The organism is Pseudoalteromonas sp. SR41-8 (genome assembly GCF_014163915.1).
GTDB lineage: Bacteria > Pseudomonadota > Gammaproteobacteria > Enterobacterales > Alteromonadaceae > Pseudoalteromonas > Pseudoalteromonas rhizosphaerae.
Window position 1 is genome coordinate 58,643 of sequence record NZ_JACJEE010000021.1, and the last position, 19,364, is coordinate 78,006.

Consider the following 19,364-nt stretch of genomic DNA (forward strand, 5'->3'; position numbering starts at 1 on the left):
TAGGGCTTTGACTCATTTAAACCAATCACTTTTTCATAAGTAAATGAGTGATCTCTACCGCCGACATATCAACACGAGGCACATGCTTTTGGCCACACCAAAGTGGTGAAAAATCATCGCGCCCTGCTTTTTCAGCGCTTGCTCTAAGTGCCGTTATCGCGGTACTGGCATGAGGGAATTCAGGCACACCTATAGCCAAAGCGCCTAACTCATTCATTACACGATTTTGAATGCCTCGTGCCGCCCGACCAGAAAATAACGTAGTAAGCGCAGTATTATCCGTTTTCTGATTTAAAATTGCTTGCTTATGAAGCGCTGAGGTTTGTGCCTCGCGACATAATAAGTAAGCACTCCCGACTTGCACAGCGGCTGCACCTAAAGCTTGCATTTGCTCTACATCATCAGCGGTTGCAATACCGCCTGCGGCAACAATAGGCAAAGAAAGACGTGCCACACAGTTTTGAACTAACTGCACAGTTGATTGCTGCAGACTTAAATCCATTGATAAAAAATGCCCTCGATGGCCTCCTGCTTCTAAACCCTGCGCAATAATAGCATCAGCGCCATTTTCACTCAGCCAAATAGCTTCATCTAAAGTGGTAGCGGTTGAAATCACTTTAGTGCCCCAGCTTTTGATTTGCGCCATAATCGTTTGCTCAGGTAAACCAAAATGAAAACTCACCACTGCGGGTTTATAAGGGGCAATAATATCAACAACCGATTGACTAATAGGTTGACGAGAAGCTCCTGCAATTAAACTTTCAGCATCAATACCATACTCATCAAAATAAGGCGCTAGCAAATTATGCCATTGCTGCTTTTGTTGGCTGGTGTAATCACCGACCGTATGACAAAAAAAGTTAAGGTTATAGGGATTACTTGTCGCTTGAGTCAGTTTATCAAGCTCGCTCACTAACTGTTGTTTTGAGAGCATTGCACAGGGTAATGATCCTAAACCACCTGCGTTACTCACCGCAGCAGCTAAACGAAAATCTTGCACACCCGCCATCGGCGCTTGAATAAGCGCTAAATGCGTATTAAAAAAAGATAACGCCACAACATACTCCTTGTAACTTTTTCAGTCGCCTGCACTTTTTACCGACATAAAACTAAATGATCACTAAAAATAATAATAGAATGAATCAAAAATTATAAAAAAACCAATAATTACAGCACATTAAAAATATAAAACAAATTAATACATAGTTGGTGTTAGCTTTGCACACTCCCTACATACTATTCGTAAGGAGATTATGATGACTAATACAGTAACAACGATCAATCCAAGTACTGAACAACCCATTGCAGAATATACGCTGCTTACTTTAGCACAAGCAAAAACCGAGATAGATAAAAGTCATGAGGCTTTCTTAGATTGGCGTCATATTTCACTCACTGATCGTGCCAAGTATTTAAACCAGCTAGCCTATCTGTTTGAACAACACAAAAAATCATTAGCCACACTTATGACTAATGAAATGGGTAAGTTGTATCAGCAAGGTTTGCAAGAGGTCAAGCTCTGCGCAGCAATTTGCCGCTACACCGCCGAGCACGGTCAAGTTCAATTGGCTGATGAAGAACGCCCAATGGAAAATGGTCACGCCGTTATTAGCTACCAGCCAACAGGCGTTTTATTAGGCATTCAACCTTGGAACTTTCCGCTATATCAAGTTGTACGTTATGCCGTTACTAATATCATGGCAGGCAATACCACTGTACTAAAACACGCTAGTAACGTGTTTGGTATGGCTGAAAAAATCGAAGCATTGTTTATTGAAGCAGGCTTTCCAAGCCATGTGTTTAAAAACTTATTAATCGATGGCAAAACTGCCAGCGAGCTAATAAGCCACAGCGCAATTCGTGGAGTGACATTCACAGGCAGTGATGGCACTGGTAAAAAAGTAGCTGAACACGCTGGTAAACACGTTAAAAAAACCGTATTAGAACTTGGCAGTAACGATGCCTATTTAGTGCTTGATGATGCAGATTTAGAGCTTGCGATTAAAACCTGTGTGCAAGGGCGGATGATTAATAACGGGCAAACCTGCGTATCAGCAAAACGTTTTGTGGTAGTAGAAGCCTTATACGATGAGTTTAAAAAAGGCATAACAGAGCAATTTAACGCCTTAATAGTTGGCGACCCTATGGATGAAAACACCGATCTTGGTCCAATGGCACGCGAGGATTTAAGAGACAAAATTCATAAACAAGTAATGCAATCAGTTGAGGCTGGTGCGTCTATTGTGACTGGTGGCGAAATACCTAAGCAAACGGGTTATTTCTATCCAGCCACATTACTTGAGAACCTCTCTCCCGGCATGCCGGCCTACGACGATGAACTATTTGGCCCGGTCGCTTCACTTATCAAAGCTAAGAATAATGGAGATGCAATGCGTATCGCTAATGACTCACGTTATGGCTTGGGCGGCGGTATTTTTTCTAAAGATGAAAAGAAAGCCATTGAGCTTGCTAAAAAGCATTTTGATACCGGTATGGTTAACATAAATGGTTATGGGCTGGCCCAGCCAAACTTACCATTTGGTGGTGTTAAAGACAGTGGTTATGGTCGTGAGCATGGCGGCTTTGGCATTCGTGAATTTGTTAACATCAAAACCATTATGATCAATAGCTAATAACTCTCAATAAAAAATACTCTAAAGGGCCTTAATTGGCCCTTTTTTTTATGACTAAATAAGTTAAGTGTACAATAACGGTTATTAGCTATATTTTACTTACTTCATCATTAAAGGTAGGCACTTCTCGGCTAGAAGTATTCTCCATTTGCAATTCATTAACCGCCTTTTGAATATCCATGTCGTCATCTAGTTGCTGGTTACTATTATCAGGCTTATGCACTAACTCAGTTAAAAGAGCAAAATGATCCGAGCCATATTTTTCTAGCCTTTTTATACGTTTAACAGTAAAGCCATGGCTATGGAATAAGTGGTCAAGCGGCCAGCGCATAAAGAAATACCCAGCATGAAAGGTATTAAAAAAACCTCGGCCTTTGCGTGGGTCTAAAAAGTCACTGATTTCCATAAATAAACGGGTACTTCTTGACCAAGCAACGTCATTTAAATCGCCAGCAACAATTGTTGGACGTTTGTTGTTCTTTAAAGCCTTAGCAAGCAAAATAAGTTCGGTATCTCGTGGCCTAGAGGTATCTTCTTCAGTAGGACTTGGAGGAGCAGGATGAATAAAATGACCTTGTACTTCAAGACCTTCTACAGTCTCAAATAGAACGTGAATTGAGGGAATATCGTTTTCTACAAGCTCACATACTTGTTGTTTTTTTATCTTATATTTACTGTATAAATGCATGCCGTAGCGATTATCTTTCGGGCAAAATATTTTGTATGGATAATCTTCTTCAATGGCTGCAAGTTGCTGTTGCCATTTAGTATCTGACTCAAGCGTAATAAGTAAATCTGGCTGGTGTTCATGGACTAAATCTATTAAGTCTTGGTAGCGAGTGTTCGACATCAACACATTAGCCGACATAATACGAATACTATGCCCACTGCCTGCGGGACTTTGCGCCACTTCTTTTTTAGCAAGCCAAGTATAAGGATATATCCATTTACCTTGAATAAGCAAAATTACAGTTGCCATGATTAGCGACGATACAACCAAAGGCGATAGTCCACTTAATGCAAAATAAACACCTAAAAGCAACCCAGCCAATGCAAGATAAAAAACCTGTAAACGAACAAAGTCGCAACTACGAATTAAATAATGCTGGCTGAAAGACATAGGTAAAAGTGTCACAACTAATAACACACTTAATATACTTACCAGCACAATTAGCATTCAATAATCCTTTATTAATAACGACTTAAAATTGACAAAATTTCGCGAGTATCATGCACCATATGAATGATGGTATCGTCTATTTCAATCGTAATACGACCATCACGGTCTATCGGTTTTACTACTCGACCATGGCGATAGATATCGTAATCTAATCTGTCACCTTTGTGGTACTTTTTTTGCCAACCAGGAGGCAATTGACCACCATTATCAACTTTTTTTTGTAATCCTGGCGGTAAACTCCCTTTACCTTTATTTTTGTCTTTGTCATGGTTATCATTTTTTGCAAAAGCTGCGCCGCTGCAAAGTACTAAGCCAAGCAAAGCAGTAGATAGAAGTGCTTTCATATTTTACTCCCTATTTAGTTCATTTAAAGAATAGCAATAATTCATGAACTCGTTATGAAGTAAATTAAATAACCCTACATCAAGTTGTGACTTGGTAAAAATTTAGTGACGAGTAACAATAGAGAGAATCTCTCGAGTGTCATGCACTAAATGAATTAGCTGATCATCAACTTCCAGTAAAATTATCCCCTTTCGGTCATGACGCTCAACAACTCGACCACGGCGGTAAATATCTCTATCAAGGCGATCGCCGCGATGATATTTTTTATACCAACCCGGCGGTAAGCCATGCCCGTAGCCTACTTTCTTGTATAAACCCGGCGGCAACTTTTTATAATCTGCTGACTTATGGTGTTTTTTATAATATTTTTTATGGTACTTTTTACTGTGCTTTTTATGCTCATGATGATGCTCATGGCGATGTTCATAACGATCATGTTCGCGCTCGTGCTTAGCATTTGCTGCAAACGGTAATAGGCTCAAACCAAGTACAGCCAAAGACAGAGGGATTAATTTATTCATAGCTACTTCCTAGCATAATCTGTGTGAATAACTAAAGCCTAACAAGTCAGCCTGAATGAAAGATGAAATGAATTGTAAACTTTGTAAAGGTAGTGAGTGCTTACAGTTTTGTGTTTTAACAAACAATTAGTTAGCTATATTAAAGAGAATAAATAATAAAAACTGGCTGACAGCTCACAACATATTCGTATATTATTAACTCACTTACCTTACTGGAGTTTGCGCATTAATGAATAACTAACACCTGTTGAAATTCGTTTTATTTTTTGAATTTACAGGGTTAGTGGGCGCAAAATTCGTCATATATCTTGCTATCGACTTAACGATACCTAGTTAATTTTAATTGCTTTGCGCGCCATGCCCTGAACACTCCAGAGGCATTATGCATACATTACACATCCACAATTTAAGCTATCAACACCCTGATGGCCAAACTCAATTTAAACAACTTAGTTTTTCAATAAATGAAAAGCTCACCGCGATCATTGGTGCTAATGGCAGCGGTAAATCAATATTGTTGAGTATATTGGCAAACCAACAACAACCTAGTACGGGACATGTTGAATTTAGTGGTACTCGCGTGCTTATTTCACAGCAACAATTAAGTGAGCAGCACCTTCAAACATCGTCATCCACAATTGCACAACTATTAGGAGTTGATAAAAAGTTAGCCGCCCTTAATCGTATTGAACAAGGAAGCTGCCATGAGGCTGACTTTAACCTAATCAATGATGATTGGTTATGCGAGCAATATTACAAACAACAACTTTTAGCCCTTGCTATTGATACCTCATTAAACCAGCCAATTAAGCATTTAAGCGGCGGTCAACAGCGGCGTTTAATGCTATTTTGCGCGTTGCAAACAAAGCCTGATTTACTGATTTTAGATGAGCCAAGTAACCATTTAGACCAATCAGCAAAGCAATGGCTAATTGACCAATTACATGCGTTTAAAGGGCAAGTAATTGTAGTAAGTCATGACCGCCAATTACTTAATCAATGCGATGCTATTATTGAGCTCAGCAGCCAAGGTGTTCATTATGAAACGGGGAATTATGAGCATTTTAATGAGCAAAAAACACGACAACAAACTGCGCTTACAAAGCAAATTAATAACCTTGACAAGGAGCGACAAAAACACCTTCAGCAAACCCAGCTTAATCGTGAAAAAGCCCAACAAAGAGCAGCACAAGGTAATAAAAAACGTAACACCACCAGCCAACCAAAAGTGATGTTAGACTTTAAGAAAAACAGTGCCCAAGCAAGTAAAGGCGCTTCTGAGCGGCTAGCCTCAGCCAAACACGAAGCCCTAACCGAAAAACGCCAAGCACTTCAACAGCAGTTACCAAATAGTAAAGCTAAAACAGTAAAGTTTACGCAACCGACTAGCAATAAACGCCTACTATTTATTGAAAAACTTACTTTGCCATTTTCAAGCGCTAATAAAGCAATCACCCTGCAAATTTTTAGTGGTGATAAGTTACACCTAAAAGGAGCCAATGGTAGCGGTAAGTCAACATTACTCAGGATGATTAATGACTCGGCAAATTCACCAGTATCAACAGCGCTTCAATTAAATAGTAAAGTGCTTTATATCGATCAACACAGCTCTTTTTTAGGAGCAACAGACACTTTATGCAATGCATTAGAAAAACACTGTCAGCTAAAACAACAAACAGTACGCCATTTGCTTGCGAATATTGGCTTTAAGGGAGAGAATATTTATCGGCCAATTAGCCAATTAAGCGGCGGCGAGAAAATGCAGTTAGCGATGCTAATTGCCGCGCAAAATGCCGCAGACTATTTATTGTTACTCGATGAACCTGATAACCACTTAGACTTGGCTAACAAGCAACATCTTGCGCAAAATCTGGCTGATTTTACTGGCAGCTTTATATTGGTGAGCCACGATGAGGAGTTTATTAAGCAATCTAATGTACTAACTAACATTATCTTAAAATAGCACAGTGAGAACTTTTTCATCGTTCAAGGTTCAAACTCATCGGATCACTTAATTATAAAAAGGAATAATATGAAAACTCTAAAATTGGTTTTGGTGATTGTAATTACTTCGTTAGCTGGCTGCAGTAGTATGCTCAGCCAAAATACGAATCAAAAAACTCGCTCAAGTAGTCTCGTGGATTTTCTATACCCTGATGAACAAAGCCGTCAGGCTCATCAACCAAGCATACCAACGCTTAACTTACCCGCAACTGTAGGTATCGCATTTATTCCTAACCAATATGACTCTGGCATTCGCAGTAACGACGAAATTGCCTTGCTTGAGAAAGTAAAAAAACAGTTTATGCAATATGACTACATTGACCGTATTGAAGTTATTCCTAGTAGTTATTTAAAAGGAGGTCAAGGATTTACCACTCTTGAGCAAGTATCTAGATTATATGACGTTGATATTATTGCGCTGGTATCATATGACCAAGTATCACAAACTCTCGAAAATAATGCTGCATTCTTATATTTAACAATTGTGGGGTTATACGTTATTCCTGGCAACGAAAACACCGTACAAACTTTTGTTGATACAGCTGTTTTCGATGTGAAAAGTAGAAAAATGCTGTTTCGAGCTCCGGGAGTTAACAAAGTAGAGCAACGCAGTACAGCCGTCGGTATTGATGAAACCTTAAACGAGCAGTCGCAAGGCAGTTTTAACTTAGCTGTTGATGACATGATCACAAACTTAGATGCTGAACTTGGTTCATTTAAAACCCGTGTCAAAGAAGACAAAATAGCCAATGTTAATCATAAAGACGGCAGCAGTGGTGGCAGTTTATATTTCTTATTAATGTTACTAACTGCTATGTTAATTTTAAAACAACACGAGCAAATAACTAAACAGCTCTACATTAAACTAACAAGCGTTTATCGCTAAAGCTTTAGAATTCCTAAAAAAGGTTATATCCTGCCCTTTTGAAATATCTTAGATAAAGGGCTTTCATGCTTTCTCGATTATTATCTCTGGCGCTGATCACACCTACAGCCTTTAATTCTTTCGCCGCGCAAAACGACATTGAACGCATTACCACTACAGCATCTCGTGCTGAGGTACGCGCCGATCCTCTTCCTTTAGTAATAAGCAGCATCACTAAAGCACAGTTAGATTTAATCGCACCGACCCATATCGAGCAAGTGTTAAAGCAAGTTGCAGGTGCCAATGTGCAACATGGTAACGGTCAAGAATATTTGCCCGCACTGCGCTCTCCGGTGCTTTCTGGCGCTGGCGCCTGTGGCGGTATTTTAACAGCCGAAGATGGCATCCCCCTGCGTGCGGCAGGCTTTTGCAATATTAACGAATTGTTTGAAGCGCACACCGAAATGGCGCAGCGTATTGAAGTTTTAAAAGGCCCAGGCTCTGCCCTTTACGGCTCAAATGCTGTGCATGGCGTAATTAATGTGATCACCCCAGATACCACTTATGATGAACATTTGCTCGGCGTTGATTTAGGCTCTTACGGTTACAACCGATTCAAACTGCGCAGCGGAAAAGATTTAGGCAATCAAGGATTTGGTATCAATGCCAGTATCACTCGCGATACCGGATACCGTGATGATGAAAGCGTAGACCAAGAAAAGCTCAATCTGCGCCATCGCTATACAAGTGATGATCTATCCGTCACAACAGGATTGAGCTATACCCACTTAGATCAAAAAACTGCCGGATTTATTGAAGGCTTTGAAAGCTATAAAAACGATGAAATAGCCCAGCAAAACTTTGATCCTGATGCATTTAGAAAAGCCCGCTCATTTCGGCTTTGGTCAAAAACACAATGGCAAACAGCAAAAGATACGCTAACCATTACCCCGTATGTGCGCAATCAAAGTATGACCTTCTTTAAGCATTTTTTACCGGGCACACCGCTTGAAGAAAACAGCCAAAATGGCGTTGGCGTGCAATCACTTTGGCAGCATGCGTATTCAAACGAATTAACTGTTAATTTAGGGCTAGACAGCGAATACACCCGTGCAGATTTTTTGCAATATCAAGACGAGCCAACTCAAGGTTCAGCATTTTTAGTAGCAACTGTGCCACAAGGTAAGCATTACGATTACGATGTAACCAGCACCCTACTCGCCCCTTTTATTAGCCTTGATTGGCAATGGCAGCAACTCGCTATCAGTTTAGGCGCACGCTTTGAGCAGCTTGATTACGACTACACCAATAATATGCTGGCTGGTCGCACTGACGAGAATGGCAGCGAATGTGGATTTGGCGGTTGTCGTTACTCGCGCCCGCCAAGTAGTAAGAATACCTTTACCAATACATCGCCTAAACTTGGCTTGAGTTATCAATTAAGTGCTGATAATTATTTATATGCAAACCTATCTCGCGGTTACCGTGCGCCGCAAGCGGCTGAACTTTATCAGCTACAGCGCGAACAACAAGTGGCTGATCTCGAATCTGAAACAGCAGACAATCTAGAAGTGGGCCTCAAAGGGCAATATCAACAACTGCACTATGTAGTCTCTGCGTATACGATGAATAAACAAAACGTGATTTTTCGCGACAGCAATTTTTTCACCATTAATGATGGCCAAACTCAGCACCGTGGTATTGAACTGGAGCTGGATTATCAACTTACTCAGTCGATTCAACTTGCCCTAGCAGCAAGCCATGCAATACACACATACGACTATGACCAAGTTTTATCTGAAGTAAACATTAACGGTAACGACATAGACACAGCACCGCGTAATATAGCCAACCTACAAGCTAACTGGCAAGTCACCAATAACACCTTAATTGCTATTGAGTGGCATCATGTCAGTGACTATTTTACCGATCCTGAAAACCAACACAGTTACGCAGGCCATGACTTACTAAATTTACGCGCAGCATGGCAACTGACTGAACAATTGAAACTAACCGCGCGCATTAACAATCTATTTGATACCGCCTATGCAGAGCGTGCCGATTACACCAGCTTTACTGGCGACCGTTATTTTCCTGGGCGACCACGTAATATAATGTTCTCAGCAAGTTACGCTTGGTAAATATTGAATTAAGTGATTTCTGCTATTACTCAAACTTTTTCTTTTTGTCATGGCGATATGATTTTGAGTTGTAAGTTGCAGTCATCACTTTATCAACTCCAGCTAAAATCGACTCTTTTAAACCACTTAAGAGCAAGGCTTCATGTGAGCTCGAAACATATTCGATAATCCCTTGAGCTAACGATTCAACAATCTCTTGCGCATTCCTAATTACGATATACCCTTGATTAGCTAGCTTAATTAAGTGCTCACAGTCTGGGAACTCTTTGCTCTTACAAATATTAAGTGCCATTTTATTATTAATGGTTGGATAAATTAATGTATGAGTAATATCAAAAGGTGGAGAAACAAAAATATTGCTCATATCTGGCGTGTACTGCAGCGCAAAATTTTTAAGATGGGCGTCACCGTTACCAATTAAACAACTGAAAACAATGTACTTATACATTTTTTCAACTTCGAGCATATTATTCGTGTACAAATAGGTTGCTTTCAGTAGAGTTTCGTAACTTCCCCGATATTTTTCATCGGGATCTGAAGAGCGCTTCATCAAAGTTGTAAAGTCTTCATAACCTAGCAACTGAGTGCCACTTTCACCACGATCAAAGCGTTCAATCACAAATGTTTCAAGGTTATCAGATAAATACGTATTTGGCGGTGCTAGACCGCAATATTTAGCTGCTTGCATGCACACATATTCATTAACAGTAAGCAGCTCAAACTCTTCATCAAATGATTTTACGATCAGATCTTTTTGATGAACTGTTCGCTCAACACTTGGAATACTTACTTTGGGTTGCATTCCTGACAAGGTATTCCTGAGATAGTATTTTTCTAATAACTGCGGAAATAAAGGCTGTGCATGCGAATACGTAAGAATATCGTTAAGTGACACGCTATCAACTTGCGGTAATTTAAAGTCACCTTGGTAAGATAACATGCCAATACCATCACTTCCTTGCAAAGCTAATAAGTACATGTCGTTAACTTTGGCGTAACGAGCAAGCCTTTGTGCAATGTATCTACGGTTATGCCCTTCAGGCAAATTTTGCGCAAAAATAGGATGCAATGCACCAGATCGATAACTATCATCCATGCCTTTTTCAGTCATAGTTAATGATAGATTAAACTCATTTTGCGTTTGCTTATAATCGTGTATTGCATCATGAGTTAGCACACCCAGCTCTTTGTCATCTATACACACTGTCAACTTTTGTACTTTTTCAGGTAGGTTAAAAGCCATCACTAGCTATCCTCACTAAAAAGCTCGTTTAATTCATCCCAACGAGGTAACCGTGATTTAGACAAAGTTCTTGGTACTACAGCTAGCTCATAATCTAAATAATGAGTATAACGCTCAAGGATATCCAATGATCCTGTAAATTTACCGTTTTCAATTTCAGATAGTGTGCTTTTATTAATGTTCGTCAATTTTTGCACTTCTCGTTGTGTTAGTTGTTTTTCTTTTCGCGCCTGAGCAAGCGCTTTTCCTATTTCTATTCTATTCATCGCAGCCACCAAAAACTCGCCATATAGCGAACATGGTAGTATAAAACAAAAAATATAGCTATATAGCGAACATAACTAGATTACCTTTTACTGTAATAGCTGTTTATACTGCTCAGTTAAGTGCACCTTGAGTTCTGGGTGCGCTACTAATAACTCAGCAAGCTGAGCTTTAGCGGCGGTTGTTTCACCATCAGCAATAAGTGTATCTATACGTTTAAATTTATTTGCTACCTCTGCGGTGATAATTTCAAGCTCTAATAATACTTCGCTTTTAGCGGTCATGCTTTGCGACTCAAATTGCCGTCCTGCCATGTAAGATTGTGTACTGCGTTGAAGCCTTTGAGTTTGCTTTAATTGCTCTAGCTGCTTTTGTTCTAGCACTTCGTTTTGCATCATTTCAGACGAGGCTGCAGGTGCTAAAGCAGTCTGTTCATCGGCTAAAATTTGTAGATCATTCATTGCCTCTGACGGCTTAAGATACTGAGTAGTATTTTGCATATATAAAACCGCGACTAACACCAGTGATGCCGCAGTAGATAATTGCCCATACCAAGTTTGGTAAAAGCGTTTGCGCTTATTAATATTGGTTACTTTGTTAGCATTAGCGGCTTCAGCTGCATGTTGTAATATTTGCTCATCAAGTTGTAAGCTTGGTTGCTCCGTTGCACCTCGTTTATAAAGTGAAGCAATATCATGATCGGTTAACTTATCGCTCATTGTTAGTCTCCATTTTATACTTGATACATTGCTTTAGCTTGGCTAGCGCGTAACGGATGCGGCTTTTGATATTTTCAGTTGTTTCTACCGCTAGTTCGGCAATTTCTTTGAGGGTAAAATCAGCTTCGTGTTTAAGTAAAAACGCCTCTTTTTGCTCACGTGGCAATTGTGCTAGGCACACTTTTAACTGCGCTGCTTGCTGAGCCTGCTCGAGCTTTTCAGCATCTGGTCGACTGTTATGATCAGCAAATTCGGCAATTTCAATGTCTTGATTATCACCGTCTAGCCATTTGTTTTGCGTACCAGTGCGGCGGTAATGATCAATCAATTCATTGTGCGCAATACGATACAACCAAGTGGTAAACTTAGCGCTCACTTGATACTGTGAGCGCGCTTTTATCAGCTTATTCCAGACTTCTTGATAAAGCTCTTCAGCCACTTGCGGGTTTGCGCACTGGCGTAAAAAATAACGATATAAGCTATTTTTATGGCGTAGGTACAGCTGGGTAAAAGCCTGTACATCACCTTGTCCATAACTCAACATTAATTGCTCATCAGCTAGTTCTGTCATAACATCCTTTACTTAAATCATACCAATCGTGTTAAGTTATTAGTCATTTATAGCGACATATAAATAGAGTGATAACAAGGCATAAACTTTGACATATAGTTGTTCTATTTGAGAAATTTATAACACAGTTAGCGCTTTATTTAGCGCGCTAGAATGACTAAATATTTAAGTTGATTGGTATCACAGTGCCGCAGCATTATTAACGAGTTGCACAAACTCACTACGATAGCCAAATGTGTCTATGCCTTTGTTAGCGGTTGCCAATTTAGCGCAATCTTCATACTGCCAGTCTCCGATATATTTTGCACCTTTTAATAACTGCGCAAAACCAGCCACTGCGGCGGCAAATTTAAAGTCTTGGCTGGCTTGCGATAAAGGCAGCTCACCTTTAGGTGTTGCAACAGCTTGAGTGATCAACTTACTTTGCTCAGCGTCAGGCTGTTTATAACGCACTTTTACAAAGGCGAGTTCATTGCTGGTAGCCAGTTTTTTGTCTTCTTTAGATTGGTAACGCAGCTCATAAATTTGTTTATGATCTGAGTTGGCTAAGGTTATTTCATACAGCGCAGTCACGCTATGCCCTGCCCCTAACTCTGCGGCATCGACCTTATCGTTATTAAAATCTTCATTAGCGAGTACGCGATTTTGATAACCAATTAAACGATATTCAGCCACCTGCTGTGGATTGAATTCCACTTGAATTTTTACGTCTTTGGCAATAATTTGCATGGTACTGCTGAGTTCATCGACCAGTACTTTGCGTGCTTCGTTTATGTTATCTATGTAAGCATGCTGGCCGTTACCTATATTTGCCAGTTGCTCCATTAGGCCATCATTATAATTACCTTGGCCAAATCCCAAAGTAGTTAAGGCAATCCCCGTCTTGCGCTTAGATGCCACCAGCTCTTTGAGTTTATCGATTGATTGGGTGCCCACATTAAAGTCGCCATCAGTGGCTAAAATCACCCGATTAATACCTCCTTTTTTAAAATTTTCGGCCGCAATTTGATAAGCCAGTTCAATACCTTGCTCGCCATTAGTTGAGCCGCCTGCTGCCAGTTTATCTAACGCGGCGCTGATAGTTTGTTGATCATTGCCTTTCGTTGCTGGCAAAACCACGCCTGCGGCACCGGCATACACGACAATGGCAACTGAATCATTTTCATCTAATTGTTTAGTTAACATGGTTAAACTGGTTTTTAATAAGGGTAACTTATTTGGTGCATTCATAGAGCCAGATACATCCAGTAAAAACACTAAATTCGCTGCCTTTAAATCGGCTTTTTCAATCTCAAAACCTTTAATGCCAATTTTTAACAGTTGCCGATGCTCATTCCAAGGAGCTGTTGCCATCTCGGTATGAACATTAAAAGGTGTAGCTATGCTATTGGGCGCACTGTAATCGTAGTCAAAATAATTAATAAAAGCTTCTTCACGCACTGCGTCATTAGGTGGTAATTTCCCCATATTGAGCATACGCCGAGTATTGCTGTAACTGCCCGTATCAACATCAATTGAAAAGGTTGAAACCGGTTCAGTACCAACTTGTTTTACTGGGTTTTGCTGGGATTTCAAATAGTTTTCACGTTCTTGTTCAGTAGTAAATACCACATCATCAATAGGCATTGGTTGTGGCATTTGCGGCATTAACATAACACTTGCATGCGTTAAACCTTGAGGGCTTACTGCGTAGCTTACCGGGTGCAATCGTTGTCGTTTTTGCAGCTGAACTTGCTGCTCAAGCCCCTGTTGACTATCTACTTCAGTTTGCGTTACTTCGATCGCATCTGTTTGTTGCTCTTGCTCTTTAACAGAGCTACGTGATGTGTGATCACAGCCAGCTAAACCAGCCAAAACCGCGATACTTAATAGCGTCAAACGCAAATTGTTTTTACCATAGTGGTAACATGTAGTGTGGTTCATAAACTCACCTTGTTATTAATTAGGATTACTAAACCTATTAACGGATGACTTTAAAAAGTAGGGTTAATTATTTTTAAAATACCCTGCTGAACAAGGAATTGTTAAGAATAAGTTATTCAAATTTAAAGAGTAATCAGCTGGCAATTTAATATCAACGTCAGTTGCGTTGGGGTATAATTACGCTACCTGCCATCTACTTGGTGACTTTAGTTTTGTATTCAACTCCAATTAAACGGACTTTATTTTCCACTGCGATTTTAATTTTAGGCATTATTTTTATTGCCGCTAACTTACGCGCCCCCGTTACAGGGCTTGCTCCTGTGCTTGAGCAAATAATTTTGACCTTTAACTTAAGCCCTTCGCAAGCCGGTATGCTTACAACACTGCCGTTAATTGCCTTTGCTTTAGCCAGCCCGATGGCGGCAAGTCTTGCTAAAAAACAAGGGCTAGAAATATCATTGTTTATTGCGCTTATTCTGATTGGTTTGGGCCTGGCTTCACGACTGATTGACTCTATGCCAATGCTTTACTTAGGCACAGCAGTCATTGGCATCGGTATCGCAATTGGTAACGTACTGTTACCGAGTTTAATTAAACGCGACTTCCCACATAAAGTTGCAGTGATGACCTCTACTTACGTACTAGCAATGGGAATTTTTGGTGGTAGTTATGCCGCGCTTATTATTCCGCTGGCTGAATATAAAAGTATCGGCTGGCAATTAGCCCTTGCTTGTTATGGCTTACTTACCCTAGTGAGTATTGTTATTTGGCTACCACAGTTAAAACTTCATACTAAGCCAACAAAAGATCTACTGGCGAGTGTCAACACCAACAAAGTATGGCACGAGGCGCTTGCGTGGCAAATTACCTTATTGCTGGGGTTAAATTCATTTTTTACCTATATTATGATTAGTTGGTTGCCGAGCATTTTGATTGAAGCAGGTCATACAGCACAACACGCGGGAGCTTTGCAAGGCGCATTTCAGGTAGCCTCAGCAACCCCTGGCATCATCTTAATACCGCTACTTGCCAAGCTTAAAGATCAACGCATATTAACTAGCTTATTAGCGCTGGTAGCCGCATTTTGCTCATTAGGATTACTGTTTATCCCTGAGGTTGCAGCAATGTGGGCTATTACCTTAGGATTTTGTTCAGGAGCATGTTTTATTCTAGGGTTATCGTTTATTAGCTTACGTACCCATGACACCCGTCAGGCTACATCACTTTCAGGCATGGCACAGTGTTTGGGTTATTTGCTTGCAGCCTCTGGGCCTATTATCGCAGGCTCATTACATAGCTACTTTGGCAATTGGACAACCACCTTATGGTTATGTGCCTTCGCCAGCGCTTTATGTGCTGTATTTGGTTATCTAGGTGGGCGTAATATCACTATGAGAAGTGCTCATTAAACCAATTAAATAATGAGCAAAGATAAAATTAAAAATGCGCTATATGGGTAACCACATAGCGCATTTTTTAACTCTATATAATGTATTAGCGAACGGCTAAAACAATTAGACCAGGTAGAACAAAGAACGACCCCAACACATAACCCAATGCAGCCGATTTATTCTTCGTACCAATTTCAGCCAGCTTTTCAGCCAATTTAATTGGGATTTCGCGTAAGACCGGAATGCCATATATAAGTGCCACAGCAAACACATTAAACATTACATGTACTAGCGCGATTGTTAGCGCTACTTCAGCCATAGGCCCAGTGATAGAAGTTGCTGCTAATAATGCAGTTATAGTTGTACCAATATTAGCACCTAATGTGAATGGGTAAATTTGGCGCGTTGTAAATACACCACTACCTGCAAGCGGAATCATTAAACTTGTTGTTGTTGACGACGATTGCACCATAATCGTTACAGCGGCACCAGATGTAATACCAGCCACCGGACCACGGCCTATTGCACCGTGCAGTATGTCTTTCGCCTTACCAACAAGTGCCTTTTTAAGGAGCTTACCAAGTGTTGTTACAGCGAATAAAATTAAGCAAATACCGGCAATAACCATCGCTGCCCCCAACATTTTTGTATCTAAAAAGCTAAATGCATCTTTGATTACACCTACCACAGGCTTAACCAATGGCTTAATAAAGTTGTAGCTATTTAATGATAAGTCAGCATCACCTACAAATAAGTGCGACAACATGGCGGAGAGTTTCTGTAGTAAACCAAACATGATTTCAAGCGGTAAAAATATCGCTACAGCAAATAAGTTAAAAAAGTCATGAACCGTAGAGGCTGCGAATGCACGCTGAAACTCTTCTTTTGAGCGAATATGGCCAATAGATACCAACGTATTTGTAATAGTTGTGCCAATATTTGCCCCCATCACCATAGGGATAGCAATACTTAAAGGCAGACCACCAGCAACAAGCCCAACAATTACTGACGTTACCGTAGAAGATGATTGTACTAAAGCGGTTGCTAAAGCCCCCAGTAGTAAAGCAATAAACGGATTTGTTGCAAACGCAAAAATTTCTTGTGCGCCCTCGGTACCACCGGACGCTAGCTTGAAACCACCACTGACAGTGCCCACGGCAACCAACACTAAATAAACTAAAAAGGCAATGGCAGCCCAGTTAAGTGTTTTAATTAATAGCGTGCTCTGCTTTGATTCACTCATGTTTAAATCTCAATTTTTGTCTTGCCGATTGTGGCATTTTGATGACGTTTTTGTTTCAAAGCACATTAGAACATCCGAATATTACAGAAATATTTCACTCAAATTAACGCGTGTTCGAAATTGGTTAAATTACGAAATAAAATTAACTTACATTTCGCGCTAGTTTTTTAAAAAACAAAAATAAACAATATATTCAAAAGCTTAAATATAGAGCAACCCTTTACATTGATTTACAGAGCAGCCAAAAGAGCTACTGTCTACTGTTAATTAAACACTTAAATACTCTTTTAAAATGATGGAAAAATTAATAACTAATTTTAAAAATTGTAATATGACACATAAGACAACTAGCTCATAAAGCAATCGTACATTTTACCTTATTGACTGTTAGGTTAAACTTCACTCAACCACACAAACTAATCTTAAAGCATTGCCTTTAATAAAATAGCAGGCAAAGTACTTGATCCCTTTAATGAGAGTAAGTATTTAGCATCTTTTGATGCTAAATAATGGCATAAGAAAAGTACTAACGGTTTTTATACTGGGTTTTACAGTGGCTGCGCATAATAGCGGGATTGCGTAATTTTAAATGTTTTGTTGTACGGCCAGCATGGCGCTTGCGCCAGACTTTAAACGAACCCGATGAGATATTGTCGCGCATAAAACTAACTAACTGGGAATGATTTAAACCATAAAGGTTTTCAATGGCTTCAAATGGCGTGCGATCTTCCCACGCCATCTCGATAATTCTAGACACTTGGCTACTATCAAACATAACAGACTCTTCTACAAAATATCTTTATACCCGACATAGCAAGAATACGATCAATCTGTAATTTCAACTCGCCATGGTGGATTCAGCCGATTACACCCCGCCCAATAAAGTTTAATTTTATTGCCTGATGGGTCTTTTAACACCGCTTCTCGCCATAAATAACGCTGCTCGGTGATCGCTGATTCAAACTCAAAGCCCTTAGCTTTTAGTGACGCGACCCACTTTTCTAGTTCTGCGCTTTCAAAATATATAACCGCGCCATTACTAAACACATCATCGGTTAATAATAAAGAAAATGTAGCTTTATTAGGGCACTCAAAGCGTGAATAATGATCCATTTTTACAATTTGTGTAAAGCCCATGGCCAGGTAAAATTGATTTGCTTTTTCGATGTCAGAGACAGGTAAAGTGATTTGATTAAGGTTCATAGTCGTTACCTAAATATTGAGTTAGATAACGACTTTAAAACCTTAACTTAACTTGAGGTCAATTAGTAATTGGTATCTTGATATTAAGAAGCTTGATAGCGATTTGCTTGTTTGATGCTAGCAAAATCGTTAAAGCGAACACCGTGTTTTTTCATTACCTCAAGCACTTTCTTGCTGATCATTTGGCGTAAATAAAACGGTTGATTCGGCACAAAATGATGAATTGTATGGGTATGGCCAAAGTTAAAACAAAACAAGTTAAACGGTGCAAACAAGCGACTCGTTATAACATGCGTTTGCTCCAGCATGTTATTAACGCCGCCATAGTAATGCATTGATGAAGTCACAAAATTTAATGAGCTTGAACGCACAATATTAGGCACAATCAACACCACCATTAAAAACTCAAACACCGCCATAGTGTCCAGCAACAACGCCGGCGAATTAGCCGCAAGTGGGGTAAATAAATCAACTAAATGGAACACAATTACGCTGTATAAAATAGCAAAGTACGCTGTGGTAACCGGAAACCCTGCGTTAAATACCTTAAAAAAGCTAAACCCTTTGATTTCTTTACTAAAACGTTTAGCGTTAATTAACAAGCCGAGTAAGCCATCAACAATTACCAACGCCCGTAACAATGGCTTTTTAATGCCATTACCCACTAAGCGCTCTTCTAAGTCTTGCTCAGTACCCGACACTTTATGATGATGTAAATGCATTTTACGGCGATACCATGGGCTAATAGTATTTGGGCGCATTAGCCACACTGTTAGCATCATAAAGTTATGTAGAAAAGGCTGGTTACTAAAGTACTGTTTATGGATCAGGTCGTGTTCAAGCTCGTGGGAAATTGACGCTGCAATGGCTGCTAAAATAATACATAGCCACGCAGGGATAATAGCGAAGTAATAAAGTGCACCAACCCCAATTAACGCACTGAGTGATAATAATAAAATAGCCATCCCGATAGTATTTTGATGGGCTAATAACGGGTGCTTTTGACGAAGCTTAGCTTCTTCAGCTTTAATCGCCTTAACAATGGCTTGAATATTTTCCTTAGCACTTAACGTGGTCATAAATAGCAACTGATAATCAAAGTTGCGCAAATGATACCC

General features: G+C 39.9%; 18 protein-coding genes. 5 read left to right on the forward strand and 13 right to left on the reverse strand.

Features of this window, described 5'->3' with window-relative positions:
* Positions 1-25: 25 nt before the first annotated feature.
* The gene (locus H5162_RS14385; RefSeq protein ID WP_182778836.1) at positions 26-1,057 is read right to left on the reverse strand and encodes a nitronate monooxygenase family protein; all 1,032 of its coding nucleotides are present in this window, start codon (positions 1,055-1,057) and stop codon (positions 26-28) included.
* A gap of 199 nt (positions 1,058-1,256) precedes the next feature.
* On the opposite strand from H5162_RS14385, the gene H5162_RS14390 reads away from it, so the two are divergent.
* A complete protein-coding gene (locus tag H5162_RS14390) occupies positions 1,257-2,633 on the forward strand; it encodes an NAD-dependent succinate-semialdehyde dehydrogenase (RefSeq protein ID WP_182759653.1) in 1,377 nt (458 codons plus the stop codon).
* Positions 2,634-2,721: 88 nt separating this feature from the next.
* Here the strand turns inward: H5162_RS14390 and H5162_RS14395 are convergent, their stop codons facing one another.
* The 3 genes from H5162_RS14395 to H5162_RS14405 all read right to left on the reverse strand — a co-directional run bounded on the left by H5162_RS14395 (position 2,722) and on the right by H5162_RS14405 (position 4,679).
* Positions 2,722-3,810, reverse strand: a complete 1,089-nt coding sequence (locus H5162_RS14395; protein WP_145241206.1) for an endonuclease/exonuclease/phosphatase family protein — start codon at positions 3,808-3,810, stop codon at positions 2,722-2,724.
* 14 nt (positions 3,811-3,824) lie between these two features.
* Positions 3,825-4,157, reverse strand: coding sequence for a hypothetical protein (locus H5162_RS14400; protein ID WP_145241208.1), 333 nt, complete (start codon positions 4,155-4,157; stop codon positions 3,825-3,827).
* A gap of 102 nt (positions 4,158-4,259) precedes the next feature.
* Positions 4,260-4,679, reverse strand: coding sequence for a hypothetical protein (locus H5162_RS14405; RefSeq protein WP_145241209.1), 420 nt, complete (start codon positions 4,677-4,679; stop codon positions 4,260-4,262).
* 382 nt (positions 4,680-5,061) lie between these two features.
* Between H5162_RS14405 and H5162_RS14410 the strand changes: the two genes are divergently transcribed.
* The 3 genes from H5162_RS14410 (at position 5,062) to H5162_RS14420 (ending at position 9,689) form a co-directional block, all read left to right on the forward strand.
* On the forward strand, positions 5,062-6,642 hold the full coding sequence (locus tag H5162_RS14410; RefSeq protein WP_182778838.1) for an ATP-binding cassette domain-containing protein: 1,581 nt from the start codon (positions 5,062-5,064) through the stop codon (positions 6,640-6,642).
* 69 nt (positions 6,643-6,711) lie between these two features.
* On the forward strand, positions 6,712-7,569 hold the full coding sequence (rhlP, locus tag H5162_RS14415) for a rhombotarget lipoprotein (RefSeq protein ID WP_182778840.1): 858 nt from the start codon (positions 6,712-6,714) through the stop codon (positions 7,567-7,569).
* Between the two features lie 65 nt (positions 7,570-7,634).
* Positions 7,635-9,689, forward strand: coding sequence for a TonB-dependent receptor (locus tag H5162_RS14420; RefSeq protein WP_182759598.1), 2,055 nt, complete (start codon positions 7,635-7,637; stop codon positions 9,687-9,689).
* A 25-nt stretch (positions 9,690-9,714) separates the two neighbouring features.
* Here H5162_RS14420 and H5162_RS14425 read toward each other — a convergent pair whose 3' ends face one another.
* From H5162_RS14425 to H5162_RS14445, 5 genes are all read right to left on the reverse strand, one after another.
* Positions 9,715-10,932 carry a type II toxin-antitoxin system HipA family toxin gene (locus H5162_RS14425; RefSeq protein WP_182778842.1) on the reverse strand — a complete coding sequence of 406 codons (1,218 nt, stop codon included), beginning with the start codon at positions 10,930-10,932 and terminating at the stop codon, positions 9,715-9,717.
* 2 nt (positions 10,933-10,934) lie between these two features.
* Positions 10,935-11,198, reverse strand: coding sequence for a helix-turn-helix domain-containing protein (locus H5162_RS14430; RefSeq protein ID WP_182731812.1), 264 nt, complete (start codon positions 11,196-11,198; stop codon positions 10,935-10,937).
* 87 nt (positions 11,199-11,285) lie between these two features.
* A complete protein-coding gene (locus H5162_RS14435; protein ID WP_182778844.1) occupies positions 11,286-11,915 on the reverse strand; it encodes a hypothetical protein in 630 nt (209 codons plus the stop codon).
* Entirely contained in the window at positions 11,905-12,486 is a 582-nt protein-coding gene (locus H5162_RS14440) for a sigma-70 family RNA polymerase sigma factor (RefSeq protein ID WP_145241223.1), read from the reverse strand. The genes H5162_RS14435 and H5162_RS14440 overlap by 11 nt, the downstream gene beginning before the upstream one ends.
* Positions 12,487-12,666: 180 nt before the next feature.
* A complete protein-coding gene (locus tag H5162_RS14445) occupies positions 12,667-14,409 on the reverse strand; it encodes a VWA domain-containing protein (protein ID WP_182778846.1) in 1,743 nt (580 codons plus the stop codon).
* 212 nt (positions 14,410-14,621) lie between these two features.
* Here H5162_RS14445 and H5162_RS14450 point away from each other — a divergent pair, with 212 nt between their 5' ends.
* Positions 14,622-15,818 (forward strand): MFS transporter, encoded by a 1,197-nt coding sequence (locus H5162_RS14450; protein ID WP_259398252.1) that lies wholly within the window; start codon positions 14,622-14,624, stop codon positions 15,816-15,818.
* Between the two features lie 85 nt (positions 15,819-15,903).
* On the opposite strand, the gene H5162_RS14455 is transcribed toward H5162_RS14450, so the two are convergent.
* From H5162_RS14455 to H5162_RS14470, 4 genes are all read right to left on the reverse strand, one after another.
* A complete protein-coding gene (locus H5162_RS14455) occupies positions 15,904-17,043 on the reverse strand; it encodes a Na/Pi symporter (protein ID WP_182734601.1) in 1,140 nt (379 codons plus the stop codon).
* A gap of 526 nt (positions 17,044-17,569) precedes the next feature.
* Positions 17,570-17,818, reverse strand: a complete 249-nt coding sequence (locus H5162_RS14460; protein WP_145241233.1) for a TIGR03643 family protein — start codon at positions 17,816-17,818, stop codon at positions 17,570-17,572.
* Positions 17,819-17,868: 50 nt separating this feature from the next.
* Positions 17,869-18,246 (reverse strand): VOC family protein, encoded by a 378-nt coding sequence (locus H5162_RS14465; protein WP_182731807.1) that lies wholly within the window; start codon positions 18,244-18,246, stop codon positions 17,869-17,871.
* Positions 18,247-18,329: 83 nt separating this feature from the next.
* Positions 18,330-19,325 carry a fatty acid desaturase gene (locus H5162_RS14470; RefSeq protein WP_145241236.1) on the reverse strand — a complete coding sequence of 332 codons (996 nt, stop codon included), beginning with the start codon at positions 19,323-19,325 and terminating at the stop codon, positions 18,330-18,332.
* Between the last annotated feature and the right edge of the window lie 39 nt (positions 19,326-19,364).